Here is a 15,155-nt window from a genome sequence, read left to right on the forward strand (position 1 = left end):
GGCGGGATCAGGCGAGCAGCGCCGGGATCGTCGCCTCGTGGGCCTCGCGGAGCTCGGCCAGCGGGAGCGTGAACTCGCCCTGGATCTCGATCGCGTCGCCGTCGACCACGCCGATGCGGGCGGCCGGCAGGCCCCGCGCACCGCACATGTCGGTGAACCGGAGCTCCTCGCTGCGCGGGACGGCCACGATGGCGCGGCCCGCGGACTCGGAGAACAGGAAGGTGAACGCGTCCAGGCCCTCGGGGACCACGATCCGCGCACCGTTGCCGCCGCGCAGGCAGGACTCGGTGAGCGCCTGGATCACGCCGCCGTCGGACAGGTCGTGCGCCGCGTCGACCATGCCGTCGCGCGAGGCGGAGATCAGGATCTCGCCGAGCAGCTTCTCGCGTCCCAGGTCCACCTTCGGCGGCATGCCGCCGAGGTGGTCGTGGACGACCTGCGACCAGGCCGAGCCGCCGAACTCCTCGGTCGTGTCGCCGAGCAGGTACAGCAGCTGTCCGGCCTCCGCGAACGCCATCGGCGTACGCCGGTTGACGTCGTCGATGACACCGAGGACCGCCACGACCGGGGTCGGGTGGATCGCGGTCTCGCCCGTCTGGTTGTAGAGGGAGACGTTGCCGCCGGTCACCGGGGTGCCCAGCTCCAGGCAGCCGTCCGCGAGACCGCGGGTGGCCTCGGCGAACTGCCACATGACGTCCGGGTCCTCGGGCGAGCCGAAGTTCAGGCAGTCGGAGATGGCCAGCGGCTTCGCTCCGGTCGCCGCGACGTTGCGGTACGCCTCGGCCAGCGCCAGCTGCGCGCCCGTGTACGGGTCGAGCTTGGCGAAGCGGCCGTTGCCGTCCGTGGCCATGGCCACGCCGAGGTTGGTCTCCTCGTCGATGCGGACCATGCCCGCGTCCTCGGGCTGCGAGAGCACCGTGTTGCCCTGCACGAACCGGTCGTACTGGTCGGTGATCCAGGACTTGGAGGCCTGGTTCGGGGACGAGACCAGCGCCAGGACCTGCGCGCGGAGCTCCTCGGAGGTCTGCGGACGGGGCAGCTTGCCCGCGTCGTCGGCCTGGAGGGCGTCCTGCCAGGAGGGGCGCGCGTACGGGCGGTGGTACGTCGGGCCCTCGTGGGCGACGGTGCCCGGGGGCACGTCCACGATGAGCTCGCCGTGCCAGTAGATCTCCAGCTGCTCGCCCTCGGTCACCTCACCGATGACGGTGGCGATGACGTCCCACTTCTCGCAGATCTCCATGAAGCGGTCGACGTGCTGCGGCTCGACGATCGCGCACATGCGCTCCTGCGACTCGCTCATGAGGATTTCCTCGGGCGAGAGCGTCGCGTCGCGCAGCGGGACGGTGTCCAGCTCGACGCGCATGCCGCCCGAACCGGCCGAGGCCAGCTCGGACGTGGCGCAGGAGAGCCCGGCGCCGCCGAGGTCCTGGATGCCCGCGACCAGCTTCTCCTTGAAGATCTCCAGGGTGCACTCGATGAGGAGCTTCTCCTGGAAGGGGTCGCCGACCTGGACGGCGGGGCGCTTGGTCGGCTTCGTGTCGTCGAAGGTCTCGGACGCGAGGACCGAGACGCCGCCGATGCCGTCGCCGCCCGTGCGGGCGCCGTAGAGGATGACCTTGTTGCCGGGCCCGGAGGCCTTGGCGAGGTGGATGTCCTCGTGCTTCATGACGCCGATGCAGCCGGCGTTGACCAGCGGGTTGCCCTGGTAGCAGGCGTCGAAGACGACCTCGCCGCCGATGTTCGGCAGGCCCAGGCAGTTGCCGTAGCCGCCGATGCCGGCGACGACGCCCGGCAGGACGCGCTTGGTGTCGGGGTGGTCGGCCGCGCCGAAGCGCAGCGGGTCCACGACGGCGACCGGGCGGGCGCCCATCGCGAGGATGTCGCGGACGATGCCGCCGATGCCCGTGGCCGCGCCCTGGTAGGGCTCGATGTACGAGGGGTGGTTGTGCGACTCGACCTTGAAGGTGACCGCGTAGCCCTGACCGACGTCGACGACGCCCGCGTTCTCGCCGATGCCGACGAGCATGGCGTCGTTCTGCGGGACCTTCTCGCCGAACTGCTTCAGGTGGACCTTGCTGCTCTTGTACGAGCAGTGCTCGGACCACATGACGGAGTACATGGCGAGCTCGGCGCCCGTGGGACGGCGGCCGAGGATCTCGCGGATGCGCGCGTACTCGTCCTCCTTGAGGCCGAGCTCCTTCCAGGGCTGCGCGGCGTCCGGGGTGCCGGTGGCGTTCTTGACGGTATCGAGGCTCATGCGCTGACCAGCTTCTTCAGGACCGACGTGAAGAACGGGAGGCCGTCGGTGCGGCCCGTCCCGATCAGCGGCTCGACCGCGTGCTCGGGGTGCGGCATGAGGCCGACGACGTTGCCCGCGGCGTTGGTGATGCCGGCGATGTCGCGCAGCGAACCGTTCGGGTTCACGTCGACGTACCGGAAGGCCACGCGGCCTTCGGCCTCCAGTTCGTCGAGCGTGCGCTCGTCGGCGGTGTAGCGGCCGTCCATGTTCTTGAGCGGGACGGAGATCTCCTGGCCGGCGGTGTAGTCGCCGGTCCACGCGGTCTCCGTGTTCTCCACCCGCAGCTTCTGGTCGCGGCAGATGAAGTGGAGGTGGTTGTTGCGGAGCATCGCCCCCGGCAGCAGGTGGGCCTCGGTGAGGACCTGGAAGCCGTTGCAGATGCCGAGGACGGGCATGCCGCCCTTGGCCTGCTCGATGATGGTCTCCATGACCGGCGAGAAGCGGGAGATGGCCCCGGCGCGCAGGTAGTCCCCGTAGGAGAAGCCGCCCGCGAGGACGACCGCGTCGACCTGGTGCAGGTCCTTGTCGCGGTGCCAGAGCGAGACGGGCTCGGCCCCCGCGAGGCGGACGGCGCGCAGCGAGTCACGGTCGTCGAGCGTTCCGGGGAACGTGACGACTCCGATGCGAGTGGTCACCGTCAGGCCTCGACCTTCACGGTCTCGACGCGGACGGTGAAGTCTTCGATGACGGTGTTGGCGAGGAAGGTTTCGGCCATCTTGTGGATGCGGTCGAGGGCGGCCCGGTCGACCGGTCCCTCCACCTCCAGTTCGAAGCGCTTCCCCTGGCGGACGTCGGCGATCCCATCGAAGCCCAGACGCGGCAGTGCACGCTGCACCGCCTGGCCCTGGGGGTCGAGGATCTCCGGCTTGAGCATGACGTCGACTACGACGCGTGCCACTGGCACTCCCGTGTGGTGGTTGGTGCGAAGGCGGTTCCATCAGCGTACCCGGCCAAAATTTCTACGCGGGTAGATATCGGATGCCCCTGATCATCCCGCCGTTTCGGCTTCACCAACGCTTCGCAAAATCCACCGGAAAACCACGCCCCCGGCATTGCGGCGGGACACGCGGGGAGAATTAACTGGGCTTCGCTATTCAATGAGAATCACGGTACAAAGGAATCAGCCGGGATTCCGGCGGTTTGATGCATTCCACCGAAACATCCACACACGCGACATCACCGCACGTCAGCGGGAGTGACCGCGCACGAAGGGACCGATATCCGTGGCGCAGCGCGTAGTAGTCACGCTCTCCGACGACCTCAGCGGCGGGGAAGCGGCGGAAACGGTCGTGTTCGCTCTGGACGGTAAGTCGTACGAGATCGACCTCAATGCGGCCAACGCAAAGAAACTGCGGAAGGGCCTGGCCCCCTTCGTGGCCGCCGGCCGCCGTCAGTCCCGTTCCGGGAAGGTGTTCCGGCACACAGCCGTCGCCCCCGATCCGGCGGTCGTCCGGGCGTGGGCCCGCGCGAACCAGCACGACGTGCCGCCCCGCGGGCGGATCCCCAAGCGCGTCTACGAGGCGTACAACGCAGCCCACTGAGAGCTGATTTGCCAAGCACCCCCATCGATCGGCTAATGTGTGGATCACGCCGAGGGGCCAGCCGGAAGGCCGGAACCCGAAGTCGTGCGGGTGTAGTTCAGTAGCAGAACACCCCCCTTCCAGGGGGGAGGCGCAGTGTGCGATCCCTGTCACCCGCTCTGCACGCTTTACCGGCCACGGTTGTGGATCAGGTAGAGTGTTGCTCGCAGCTCACGGCACTTGTGTCGTGGAAGCATGCGGACGTAGCTCAGTTGGTAGAGCACCACCTTGCCAAGGTGGATGTCGCGCGTTCGAGTCGCGTCGTCCGCTCAGCGAATGAAGGCCCCGATCATTGATCGGGGCCTTCGTCGTATGTGCCTCGCCCTTTCCCTTGCCCCTGTCCTGTGGTGTGCATCACGGCCGATGACAAATGTCATCGGGAGGCGTGACAGTCCGCACTGACCGGGCCGACCGGCCGCCGCGAGGCTGGGGACATGACCGACACAGTGATCCAGGCAGAGGGACTGCGCCGCGGCTACACCGGCGGGTTCGAGGCGGTACGGGGCGTCTCCTTCTCGGTGGCCCGCGGCGAGATCTTCGCGCTGCTCGGCACCAACGGGGCCGGCAAGACCTCCACGGTGGAACTGCTGGAGGGGTTGGCCGCGCCGACCGGCGGGCAGGTCCGCGTCTTCGGGCTGGACCCGTACACCCGGCGGGCCGAGGTCCGCCCGCGGACCGGCGTCATGCTCCAGGAGGGCGGCTTCCCCTCGGACCTCTCGGTCGCCGAGACCGTCCGGATGTGGAGCGGGGTCACCTCGGGTGCCCGGCCGGCCGCGGAGGTGCTGGAGCTGGTCGGGCTGGACGCCAGGGCCTCCGTACGCGTCAAGCAGCTGTCCGGTGGGGAGCGGCGGCGGCTCGACCTGGCGTTGGCCCTCCTGGGGCGGCCCGAAGTGCTGTTCCTGGACGAGCCCACCACCGGCATGGACCCCGAGGGGCGCCGGGACACCTGGGCCCTCGTACGGGAACTGCGGGCACGGGGCACCACGGTGCTGCTGACCACGCACTACCTGGAAGAGGCCGAGGCCCTCGCGGACCGGCTGGCGATCCTGCACGAGGGAGAGCTCGTACTGACCGGCACCCCCGCCGAGGTGACGGCGACCCGGCCCTCCCGGATCCGCTTCACGCTGCCGGACGGGGTGCCCGCCGGGCGGCTGCCCCTGGCGCTGCGGGCGGCGGCGGACGGGCCGCACGTGGAGATCCGTACCGACCGGCTCCAGGGGGCGCTCGGCGAACTGCTGCGCTGGGCGCACGACTCCGGAGTGGAACTGATCGGGCTCGACGCCCGCTCCGCCTCCCTGGAGGAGGCCTTCCTGGACATCGCGCGGAGCCGGCGCGAGGCCGCCGCGGAGACCACCGGCACCAACGGCAACGGCAACGACGACGCGATGGCGGGGACCCGATGAACACGCTCACCCTGAACCCCGGCCGGCTGACCGCGCTCGGCCGCTCCGAACTGACGCTGCTCGTGCGCAACCGGGCCGCCCTGAGCGTGGCCCTGCTCATGCCGGTGATGATGGTCTTCATCCTGCGGTCGACCCTGAGCGAGGACACCGTGGGCTCGGTCGCCGAGGCCACGCTGACCGGCGGCATCGGCATGGTGCTCCTGCTCGTCGTCTACATGAACCTGGTCTCCGCCTACGTCGCCCGCCGCGAGGAACTCGTCCTGAAGCGGCTGCGCACCGGTGAGGCCGGTGACCTGGAGATCCTCGCCGGCACGGCGCTGCCCGCCGCCGTCATCGCCCTCGCGCAGATCACCGCCCTCGCCCTGGCCGGGGCGGCCGTGCTCGACGCGCCCGCCCCGGACAACCCGATGCTGCTGGTCGCCGGCGTCCTCGCCTCGCTGCCGCTGCTCGCCGGGATGGCGGCCACCACCAGCGCCTTCACCCGCAACGTCGAGACCGCCGGGATCACGACGCTGCCCCTGTTCCTCCTGACGGCGCTCGGCTCCGGACTGTTCCTCCCGCTGGACTCGCTGCCCGACCCGGTGGCCTCGGTGTGCGAACTGCTGCCGCTCAGCGGGGTGATGGCCCTCGTACGGGCCGGCTGGAGCGGTGGCGCGGCGAGCGGGGAGCTCCTGACGGCCGCGGCCGTCACGGTGGCCTGGATCATGGTGACCGTGTTTGCTGTCCAGCGGTGGTTCCGCTGGGAACCGCGCCGCTAGCGCGTACGACCGGGGGACGTGGGAACGACGTGTCGAAGTTGACCGGATGGTGGAAGAACCGCAATAGCGCGGCGAAGGTCGAGCTGTACACGCGCTGGTCGTTCCACTTCTTCGTGGTGATCGAGGCCTTCGCGGTCCTGATGGGACTGGCCCCCCAGGGCAACAGGGCCGTCACCGCCGCACTGGTGCTGCCGCTGGCCGCGCAGGTCGGCCTGTGCGGGCTGTTGTCCTCGCGCTCGCTGGACTACGCGCTGGGCCGTCGGGAGCGGCCCGCGCGGCTCGCGGTGGCGCTGGTGGCGCTCACGGCCGCGATCTGCGTGGCCATGATGGTCCTGCAGTCCGCCGGGATGATCACCAACGACAACGTCGCTCCCACCATCGTGATCAACACGATGGCCTTCGCCTCCGGTGCGCTGACGCTGATGCTCGACAAGGTCCGCCACATGCTGCTCCTCGCGCCCATCGGCGCGGTCGCGGTGGCGGCCCTGGCGCTGGTGGCCGGGCTGCCCCCACTGGACTCCCTCGGGTTCTCGGTCGGGTTCCTGATCGTCAGCCTGCTGTTGACCTTCACCTGCGGGTTCTCCCGGTGGCTGCTGAAGACCGTCTACGAACTCGATCACGCCCGGGAGCTCCAGGCACAGCTGGCGGTCGCCGAGGAGCGGCTGCGGTTCGGCCGGGACCTGCACGACGTGATGGGCCGCAATCTGGCGGTGATCGCGCTGAAGAGCGAGCTCGCGGTGCAGTTGGCGCGGCGGGAGCGCCCGGAGGCGGTGGACCAGATGATCGAGGTGCAGCGGATCGCCCGCGAGTCGCAGCGGGAGGTCCGCGACGTCGTGCGGGGCTACCGGGAGGCGGACCTCGCGGTGGAGCTGGAGGGGGCGCGCGGGGTGCTGAGCGCGGCGGGCATGGACTGCCGCGTCGAGTTGGAGGCGCGGGGGCGGACGCTGCCGGGCGAGGTGCAGTCGGCGCTGGGCTGGGTGGTCCGGGAGGCGACCACGAACGTGCTGCGGCACGGGGACGCGCGCAGTTGCCTGATCCGGTTGACGGTGCCGGAGGGCTCGGGCCCGGTGACCCTGCTGGTGGAGAACGACGGGGCGCCCGACGCCCCGGCCGGGCCGCCCGGCTCCGGCCTCGCCGGGCTGCGCGAGCGGCTCGCGGCGGTGGGCGGGACCCTGTTGGCGGGACCGGCCGGAGGCGGCCTGTTCCGGCTGCGCGCCGAGGTTCCGGGTCCTGAGATGCGACGAGTGGAGGCGCGGGCGTGAACCCCGTACGAGTACTGCTGGCGGACGACGAGCACCTGATCCGGGGCGCGCTGGCCGCGCTGCTGGGCCTGGAGGACGACCTGGTGGTCGTCGCGGAGGCGGCCTCGGGCCCGGAGGCGCTCGCCATGGCGCGGGCGCACCGGCCCGACGTGGCGGTCCTCGACCTCCAGATGCCGGGGGCGGACGGTGTGAGTGTGGCCACAGCGCTGCGGTCCGAACTCCCCGACTGCAAGACCATGATCGTGACCAGTCACGGGCGGCCAGGACACCTCAAGCGGGCCCTTGCGGCCGGCGTCCGCGCCTTCGCCCCGAAGACGGTGTCGGCGCAGCGGCTGGCCGAGCTGATCCGGACCGTGCACGGCGGCGGGCGTTACGTGGACCCGGAGTTGGCGGCCGACGCGATCAGCGCGGGGGATTCGCCGCTGACCGCCCGGGAGGCCGAGGTGCTGGAGTTCGCGGCGGACGGCGCGCCGATCGCGGAGATCGCGGAGCGGGCCTCGCTGTCGCAGGGGACCGTACGGAACTACCTGTCCTCGGCGGCGACGAAGCTGGGGGCGGAAAACCGGCACACGGCAGTGCGTCTCGCACGCGAGCGGGGTTGGGTATAGTTGTCCTCGCGCTACGGCGCACAGGCGGACATAGCTCAGTTGGTAGAGCACCACCTTGCCAAGGTGGATGTCGCGCGTTCGAGTCGCGTTGTCCGCTCAGCGAACGAAGGCCCCGATCACCGATCGGGGCCTTCGTCGTTCCTCAGGTCCAGCTCTGGCCGGTGAGCCGCTCGTAGGCCTCGACGTACTTGGCGCGGGTCCGGTCGACGACGTCCTGCGGCAGCGCGGGCGGCGGGAGTTCGCCCTTGTGGTCCCAGCCGGAGGCCGGGGACTTCAGCCAGTCGCGGACGAACTGCTTGTCGAAGGACGGCTGCGCGCGGCCCGGCTCCCACTGGTCGGCGGGCCAGAAGCGGGAGGAGTCCGGGGTGAGGACCTCGTCGGCGGCCACCAGGGTGCCGTCGGCGTCGAAGCCGAACTCGAACTTGGTGTCCGCGAGGAGGATGCCGCGCTCGCGGGCGATGTCCCGGGCGCGCCCGTACACGTCAAGGGTGGTCCGGCGCAGCAGCGCGGCCGTCTCGGCGCCGGCGGTGCGGGCGACCTCCTCGTAGGAGACGTTCTCGTCGTGCTCGCCGACCGCGGCCTTGGCGGCCGGGGTGAAGATCGGGGCGGGCAGCTCGGAGCCGTCGACGAGGCCCTCGGGGAGGGCGAGTCCGCAGACGGTGCGGGTCTGCTCGTACTCGGCCAGGCCGGATCCGGTGAGGTAGCCGCGGGCCACGCACTCGACGGGGACCATGTCGAGGTTCTTGCAGATCAGGGTGCGGCCGGCCCAGTCGGCGGGGGCGCCCGGGGGCAGCTCGGTGCTGAGGACGTGGTTCGGGACGATGTCGGTGAGCCGGTCGAACCACCACAGGGAGAGCTGGGTCAGGACGCGGCCCTTGTCCGGGATCTCGGTGGGCAGCACCCAGTCGAAGGCGGACATGCGGTCGCTGGCGACCATGACGAGCCGACCGTCCTCGTCGCGGTAGAGGTCGCGGACCTTGCCGGTGTGGAGGTGGACGAGGCCGGGCACCTGGACCGGCTCGGGCTTTTCGACGAATCCGGACACGGGGTCTCCCTGTGGTTCTGTACGAGCGCGTTGCCATTCTCCCGTACGGGGCCCCGTGCCCGGCCCAGGGGGTGCCGGTGGCGGGGTCAGTCGCGCTTGCAGATCCGGTCGAGGAGGTTGGCGGTGGCCCGCTGGACGCGCTCGTCGACGTGGCCGGGGCGGTCCAGGGCCGGGGACCAGGCGAAGGTCCCGGAGGCGAAGACCAGGGCCCCGCTGGGTGCCCGGTACAGGGAGGTCTCCTGATGGCGCTTGGCGCCCTCGGTGTCGAGGTACGGGGAGTGCGCGAGCAGGATCCGGTCCTCGTGCTCCGGTAGTTGGGTGCGGGGGAAGTACCGGTCGGCCTCGCCCGCGACGAGGCCGTCGAGCTCGTCGTTCTCGGCGGCTCCGGTGGAGTCCCACAGCCAGTGCGTGGAGTTGCGGACGATCAGCGGCGCCGGCTCGGGGACGCGGCCCGCGTACTGGATGCCGAGCAGTTGCTGTTCGGGCCGGTCCACCTCGCGCCAGAGGCTGGGACGGCCGGGCCCCCGGCGTTTTCGGCAGGTGAGGAGCCGGTCGGCCACGCCGGAGGGGGAGGGGGCCAGCTCGACCTGCCAGTACATGGTGTTGGCGGAGAGGAAGACGAGGGAGGTGCCGTGGTCGCGGGCCCGCTCGACGGTGCGGCGCATGGGGGCCGACCAGTACTCGTCGTGTCCGGGGAAGACCAGGCCGCGGTAGCGGGTGGGGTCGATGCGGCCGGCGTGCAGGTCGCGGGTGTCGGCGTAGGCGAGGTCGTAGCCGTAGCGCTCGGCCCAGCGGATGAAGTCGTAGGCGTGGCCGACGTGCAGGGGCAGGCCGGCGCCCGCGTAGGGGCGGTCGAAGGAGACGGTGACGGCGGCGTCGCGCTCGCCGAGGAGCCGGCCGTCCTCGTCCCAGGCGTGGTAGAGGCTGGCGCCGGTGTGGCCGTCCTCGGGGTAGAGGTTGTAGGCCTGCCAGGTGATGTCGGGCAGCAGGAGCAGGAGGTCGGCGGGGTGGTCGTCGCGGACCGTGAAGGGGATGTGCGAGCGGTAGCCGTCGGCGGTGGTGAGGACGGCGACGTAGGCCCCGACGGTCCAGTAGGAGGGGACCTGGAGCCGCCACGACAGCCACCAGTGGTGACAGGAGACCGTGCGGTCGGCGGTGAGCGGAGCCGGCTGGACGATGCCGGACAGCCGCGGGCTCGTGGTGATCTTGAAGGCGCCGTCGCCGCCGTAGTGGCCGATCCGGTAGACGTCGACCGAGAACTGCTGGGGCGGGTCGACGGTGATGTGGAAGTCGATCGCCTCGCCGGGGGAGACGGCTCCGGTGGAGGCGAAGCCCTTGATCTGGCGGTGGACGTCATCGGCGGTACGGGGGCCGCCGGTGCGGGCGCGCGGGATCTGACCGGCGGCGACCGCCGGGTCGACGTACCAGGGGACGACCTGACCGGTGTCGTCGTAGTAGAGCTCGCTGCCCCGGAACCAGGGCAGGGGGCCCTGACCGAAGGGGTCGTTCACCGCGTGCGCGAGCGCACCTGACTCCCAACGCCGGATCTGGTCCGCACCCATTCCGCTCCCCTCCCTCGCTCCCCCGAACGCGTCTTCCTTCGCTTCGGTGCACGACAGCTTTCGGACACCTGCCGCCACCGGTCCCAGCACATCACATTACGCACGCACTCCGTCACCGTTCGTCGCGAATTGACGTGCCCGGAGCTGGAATGGAAGGCCTGCCCCCGCTTCGGCGGGTCGAATTGCGGTGGTCGGGACGGCTTTCGGAGGGCGGTGGGGAAGGGCTCGGTCGAGCGGTGCGCGGCCGTCGTGGCGGGATCCGGACCCGGGCCGGAGGCCGTGGGGGCGGGGGCCGGATCCTGCCGCCCTCGGGGCCGAGCGGGCGGGCGTCGGAGCGGGTGGGCGTCGGAGGGGGTGGGCGTCGGAGGGGGTGGGCGTCGGAGGGGGTGGGCGTCGGAGGGGGTGGGCGTCGGAGGGGGTGGGCGTCGGAGGGGGTGGGCGTCGGAGGGGGTGGGCGTCGGAGTGGTGGGCGTCAGACCAGGCGGATCGGCTTGTCCGGGCGGACGCCGAGTTCGGCGAGCCAATCCCGCAGCGGGCCCGGGTCGCCGTCCTCCACGAGGGACAGCACCCGGGGGGCGAGGTCGGAGCGGCGTTCGCCGCCGACCAGCAGGACCGGGCCGTCCAGCCAGTCCAGACCCGGACCGGCGCCGGCGGAGTCCACGGCGGCGCAACAGACCAGTGCCGTGACGTGGTCGGCCAGCAGGTCCCGGCCGCTGCGCGGCGGCTGGAGCGGGAACAGCGGCACCGTGTCCGCGCCCGTGGCCTTGCCGGAGCCCGTCCGGTTGCCCGCGGCGTGCTCCTCGCGTGCCAGGTCGCCGCTGAGGCGCCCGGCGAGGGCCTCCGCGGCCAGACAGTCGCCGCCCGGGTCGGTCAGGTGCCCCAGGACCCGTTCGAGGGTGGGGCCGTCGAAGGCGTCCCCGGCCGGGGACGGGAAACCCGCCGCCGGGACGGCGGCCGAGGGGGTGGGCGCCCCGGTGGGAACCGACGGGGCGGCCGGGACCGAGGGCGTCCGCCCGGACGCCGTTGACGCCGCCCGGCCGGACGCCGACGTCGACGCGGAGGCGTACGCGGTCGGGCCTCCCGCCCCGGTGGTCACACCGACGGGGCCGGTGGGGCCGGTGGGGCTCGTGGGGGCGCGGGAGCCGTTCGGGCCGTGGGCCGGCAGCGGTTCGGCGGGGTGGGTGGGGTCCGGGGCCGGGGTGGCCGTCGGCGGGCCCGTGGGGACGGCCAGGGCGTCCAGAGCGGTGTGCAGCCGCGCCGCCTCCGTACGCCACTTGCGGTCCACGACCTCCTCCGGGTACGCCGTCCAGTCCACCGGCGACCAGTCCGGCCCGGCCTCGGCGGGGCCGCCGTGGAACAGCCGGGCGGCCAGCAGCGAGGTGGCCTCGTCGATGGCGCCGGGCTGCTCCAGCAGGTCGCAGGCGGGCCGCTCGCCGAGGCGCGAGGTGAAGCCGTCGGCCAGCCGGTCCCGGCGGGACAGCTCGGTCAGGGCGGAGACCACCCCGGCGTCGAGGTGCGCCGGCCAGCGGCCCATCCGCCAGGCGGGCAGGGCGACGCGGGTCAGCAGCCGGTCCCAGCCCGCGTAGGCGAGGCCGACCTGCTCCTGGGCGACGATGCGCAGCCCGTAGTCCACACCCTGTGCACGGTCGGAGGCGGCCGCGGCCACGCCGCGCTCCATCTCGGCGGCGTCGGTGCGGCACAGCCGCAGCAGCAGCCGGGCGGGAGGGGCGATCCAGCCCAGGCCGCGGCGGCCGCCCACGTCCACGGCGGCGTCGAGCCCGCGGACGAAGCCGCGCGCGTCGGCTATGTCCGGGTGCGCGGAGGGGCCCGTACCGGCGACGACCGGGGCGAGGACGGCGCGGAGTTCGGCGACGCGCATCCACCACAGGAACGGGGAGCCGATCACCAGCACGGGGGCCGCGCCCGGCTCCGACTCGGGCCCGGTGGATATGGCGCTCCGGCGGTGGGCCGGGTGCGTACGGTCCTCCAGCCAGCTGTCGCAGTCCGGGGTGAGGGCTATGGCCGAGGGCGCGGGCACGTCCATCCGGTCGGCCAGGTCGCGCACGAGCCGGTAGAGGTCGGGCGCGGCGGCCTCCGAGAGGGGCACCGTCGGCGTCACGGCGGGGCCGGCGCGCAGCACCACCGCGCCGAAGATCCCGCCCGCCAGCAGCACCAGCGCGGCGACCGCGCAGACGACCAGGGTCACCGCCGGCCAGGGATCCCCGGCCAGCCGGCCCGTCATCCGGGCGCTCACCAGGACCACCGCGAGGGCGGCGGGCAGCAGCACGGCGGCCAGCGCCCTGCTGCGGACCCGCAGCACGGCGAGGGCCCGTGAACGCGCGGAGGGCGCGCCCACTTCTGCGATCGAACCTGTTCCGGACACGGCCGGACCTCACCCCCTTTGCCCTGCGGCGGCGTAGCTCACTCCCCCACTGTGACACCCGCCACTGACATCGCAATGCCGGTGGGCCATGTGCCGGAATGCTTGCGCCGCACCCTAGTTGGGGCAGGGGCGAACGTCAGGCAGTCCGGGTGACGATCACCCGATGGAATGGCTTTGGGTAAAGGTGGGTGCGTTCGAACGCGGCCGGATGCAGTCGCACGCGGACATGCGCGCGGGCCCGGTGCGCACCGTTCGCGCACCGGGCCCGCCTTGTCGCTGTCGTGCTGGTCAGCGGCCTTCGGCCGCCTTGGCCGCAATGTCCGTACGGTGCTGCGATCCGTCGAGCCGGATGCGCGCCACGGCCTTATACGCCTTCTCGCGGGCCTGCGCCAGATCGGATCCGGTCGCCGTCACCGAGAGCACCCGACCGCCCGCGCTGACGACCGCGTCGCCCTGGCTCCGGGTGCCGGCGTGCAGCACGTAGGCGTCGGGGCCGTCCTGCTCCGCCACCTCGGCCAGGCCCTCGATCGGGTCGCCGGTGCGCGGCGTCTCCGGGTAGTTGTGAGAGGCGATGACCACCGTTACGGCCGCCTCGTCGCTCCAGGTGAGCGGGGCCCCGACGTCCAGGGTGCCGTTGGCGGCGTTCAGCAGGACGCCCGCCAGCGGGGTGCGGAGCCGGGCGAGGACCACCTGGGTCTCGGGGTCGCCGAAGCGCGCGTTGAACTCGATGACGCGGGTGCCGCGGCCGGTGAGGGCGAGGCCCGCGTAGAGCAGTCCGGAGAAGGGGGTGCCGCGGCGGCGGAGTTCGTCGACGGTGGGCTGGAGCACCAGCTCCATGACCTCGTCGACGAGCTTGGGGTCGGCCCACGGGAGCGGTGAGTACGCGCCCATGCCGCCGGTGTTGGGGCCCTCGTCGCCGTCGAGCGCGCGCTTGAAGTCCTGCGCGGGCTGGAGCGGCAGCACGGTGACGCCGTCGGTGATGGCGAAGAGGGACACCTCGGGGCCGTCGAGGTACTCCTCGATGACGACGCGGTCGCAGGCCAGCGCGTGGGCGCGGGCCGCGGCCAGGTCGTCGGTGACGACGACGCCCTTGCCCGCGGCGAGGCCGTCGTCCTTGACGACGTACGGGGGACCGAAGGCGTCGAGGGCCTCGTCCACCTCTTCCGGGGTGGCGCAGACGTAGCTGCGCGCGGTCGGGACCCCGGCGGCGGCCATGACGTCCTTGGCGAAGGCCTTGGACCCCTCCAGCCGGGCCGCTGCCGCGGACGGGCCGAAGACGGGGATGCCGGCCTCGCGGACGGCGTCGCCGACCCCGGCGACCAGCGGGGCCTCCGGGCCGACGACGACCAGGTCGGCGCCGAGTTCGGTGGCGAGTCGGGCGACGGCGTCGCCGTCGAGGGCGTCGACCGGGCGCAGCTCGGCCACCTCGGCGATGCCGGCGTTGCCGGGAGCGCAGTACAGCGCGTTGACGTCGGGGTCGAGGGACAGAGAGCGGCACAGGGCATGTTCGCGGGCGCCGCCGCCGATGACGAGGACCTTCACGCCGCCCAGGGTAGCCCGGACTGCGCGGCCGGTTTCGTGCGGCCACCCAACCACGGGGCGCTACTCATTCGTGTATTCCTCCACAACGGTCGCTCCGAGCTCGCGCACGATCAGGTCGTGCCCGGACAGCGCGCTCTCCACGAGGTCGGGATCGTCCGCCTCCGCGACGTCGTCCTCGGGGGCCACCGGCGGCGGTGCCTGCTGTGCGGGGGGCTGCTGCGCGGGAGCCTGCCGCTGGGCCTGCTCGTACGACTGCTGCGGCGCGGCGGGGGCCTGCGGCTGCTGCTGCGCGGGCGGCGGGTTGTAGGCGGGGGCGGGCGGGGCGTACGAACCCTGGGCCGCGGGGGCGGGGCCGCCGCCCTGGCCGACGACCGCCTCGATCCTCCAGTTGACCTGGAACTGCTCGGCCAGGACCGCCTTCAGGACCTCCTCGCTGCCGCTGCTCGCGAAGTTGTCGCGGGCTCCGGGGTTGGGGAAGCCGAGCTGGAGGGTGGTTCCGTCGAAGCCGGTGACCTGGGCGTTCTGGCTGAGCAGGATCCAGGTGAAGCGGCGCCGGTTCTTGACGGCCTCCAGGATTCCGGGCCACATCGCCTGGACCTGACCGGCCCCGGCGGCCATGCCGGGGGAGGGCGCGGGCGCGGCGGACGCGGCGGCGGTCGGCTGGGACGCGGGGGCCGACGGGGCCGGGGCGGGCGCCGGGGTCCCGCTGCCGG

The 15,155-nt window shown here is 72.6% G+C and carries 12 protein-coding genes, 3 tRNA genes and 1 pseudogene; 8 read left to right on the forward strand and 8 right to left on the reverse strand.

Going from position 1 to position 15,155, the window contains the following annotated elements:
- Nucleotides 1-7: 7 nt before the first annotated feature.
- The 3 genes from purL to purS are packed head-to-tail and all read right to left on the reverse strand — an operon-like array spanning nt 8 to nt 3,197.
- Nucleotides 8-2,257 carry a phosphoribosylformylglycinamidine synthase subunit PurL gene (gene purL, locus NOD94_RS26860; protein ID WP_281208687.1) on the reverse strand — a complete coding sequence of 750 codons (2,250 nt, stop codon included), beginning with the start codon at nt 2,255-2,257 and terminating at the stop codon, nt 8-10.
- Nucleotides 2,254-2,934 (reverse strand): phosphoribosylformylglycinamidine synthase subunit PurQ, encoded by a 681-nt coding sequence (gene purQ, locus NOD94_RS26865; protein WP_281208688.1) that lies wholly within the window; start codon nt 2,932-2,934, stop codon nt 2,254-2,256. Before purQ ends, purL begins: the two co-directional genes overlap by 4 nt.
- Before the next feature lie 2 nt (nt 2,935-2,936).
- Complete coding sequence (purS, locus tag NOD94_RS26870; protein WP_281208689.1) at nt 2,937-3,197, reverse strand: phosphoribosylformylglycinamidine synthase subunit PurS; 261 nt, start codon at nt 3,195-3,197, stop codon at nt 2,937-2,939.
- 325 nt (nt 3,198-3,522) lie between these two features.
- On the opposite strand from purS, the gene NOD94_RS26875 reads away from it, so the two are divergent.
- The 8 genes from NOD94_RS26875 (at nt 3,523) to NOD94_RS26910 (ending at nt 8,007) form a co-directional block, all read left to right on the forward strand.
- Entirely contained in the window at nt 3,523-3,840 is a 318-nt protein-coding gene (locus NOD94_RS26875) for an Lsr2 family protein (RefSeq protein ID WP_281208690.1), read from the forward strand.
- An 86-nt stretch (nt 3,841-3,926) separates the two neighbouring features.
- Nucleotides 3,927-3,998, forward strand: a tRNA-Gly gene (locus NOD94_RS26880).
- 78 nt (nt 3,999-4,076) lie between these two features.
- Nucleotides 4,077-4,149: transfer RNA gene (locus NOD94_RS26885), tRNA-Gly, on the forward strand.
- A gap of 164 nt (nt 4,150-4,313) precedes the next feature.
- Entirely contained in the window at nt 4,314-5,282 is a 969-nt protein-coding gene (locus NOD94_RS26890) for an ABC transporter ATP-binding protein (RefSeq protein ID WP_281208691.1), read from the forward strand.
- Nucleotides 5,279-6,040 (forward strand): ABC transporter permease, encoded by a 762-nt coding sequence (locus NOD94_RS26895; protein ID WP_281208692.1) that lies wholly within the window; start codon nt 5,279-5,281, stop codon nt 6,038-6,040. Before NOD94_RS26890 ends, NOD94_RS26895 begins: the two co-directional genes overlap by 4 nt.
- 29 nt (nt 6,041-6,069) lie before the next feature.
- Nucleotides 6,070-7,302, forward strand: a complete 1,233-nt coding sequence (locus NOD94_RS26900; protein WP_281208693.1) for a histidine kinase — start codon at nt 6,070-6,072, stop codon at nt 7,300-7,302.
- Nucleotides 7,299-7,910: a response regulator transcription factor gene (locus NOD94_RS26905; protein WP_281208694.1), complete on the forward strand. Its 612-nt coding sequence runs from the start codon at nt 7,299-7,301 to the stop codon at nt 7,908-7,910. The genes NOD94_RS26900 and NOD94_RS26905 overlap by 4 nt, the downstream gene beginning before the upstream one ends.
- A gap of 24 nt (nt 7,911-7,934) precedes the next feature.
- Nucleotides 7,935-8,007 (forward strand) — tRNA-Gly (locus tag NOD94_RS26910).
- Between the two features lie 45 nt (nt 8,008-8,052).
- Here the strand turns inward: NOD94_RS26910 and NOD94_RS26915 are convergent.
- The 5 genes and pseudogenes from NOD94_RS26915 to NOD94_RS26935 form a co-directional block, all read right to left on the reverse strand.
- Nucleotides 8,053-8,955: a phosphoribosylaminoimidazolesuccinocarboxamide synthase gene (locus tag NOD94_RS26915; RefSeq protein WP_281208696.1), complete on the reverse strand. Its 903-nt coding sequence runs from the start codon at nt 8,953-8,955 to the stop codon at nt 8,053-8,055.
- Between the two features lie 86 nt (nt 8,956-9,041).
- The gene (locus tag NOD94_RS26920) at nt 9,042-10,517 is read right to left on the reverse strand and encodes a N,N-dimethylformamidase beta subunit family domain-containing protein (protein WP_281208697.1); all 1,476 of its coding nucleotides are present in this window, start codon (nt 10,515-10,517) and stop codon (nt 9,042-9,044) included.
- 472 nt (nt 10,518-10,989) lie between these two features.
- On the reverse strand, nt 10,990-12,900 hold the full coding sequence (locus NOD94_RS26925) for a hypothetical protein (RefSeq protein ID WP_281208698.1): 1,911 nt from the start codon (nt 12,898-12,900) through the stop codon (nt 10,990-10,992).
- Nucleotides 12,901-13,188: 288 nt separating this feature from the next.
- Nucleotides 13,189-14,442, reverse strand: coding sequence for a phosphoribosylamine--glycine ligase (gene purD, locus NOD94_RS26930; RefSeq protein ID WP_281208699.1), 1,254 nt, complete (start codon nt 14,440-14,442; stop codon nt 13,189-13,191).
- A 60-nt stretch (nt 14,443-14,502) separates the two neighbouring features.
- Nucleotides 14,503-15,155, reverse strand: a pseudogene (locus NOD94_RS26935) (DNA polymerase III subunit gamma and tau); the annotation flags it as partial.

The sequence above is a fragment of the Streptomyces sp. Isolate_45 genome (assembly GCF_024721315.2).
Classification (GTDB): Bacteria; Actinomycetota; Actinomycetes; order Streptomycetales; family Streptomycetaceae; genus Streptomyces.

Bases quoted from the DNA above. Each gene is read 5' to 3' on its own strand.
- purL (WP_281208687.1), bottom strand. From the start codon at position 2,257: ATGAGCCTCGATACCGTCAAGAACGCCACCGGCACCCCGGACGCCGCG.
- NOD94_RS26890 (WP_281208691.1), top strand. From the start codon at position 4,314: ATGACCGACACAGTGATCCAGGCAGAGGGACTGCGCCGCGGCTACACC.
- NOD94_RS26895 (WP_281208692.1), top strand. From the start codon at position 5,279: ATGAACACGCTCACCCTGAACCCCGGCCGGCTGACCGCGCTCGGCCGC.
- NOD94_RS26920 (WP_281208697.1), bottom strand. From the start codon at position 10,517: ATGGGTGCGGACCAGATCCGGCGTTGGGAGTCAGGTGCGCTCGCGCAC.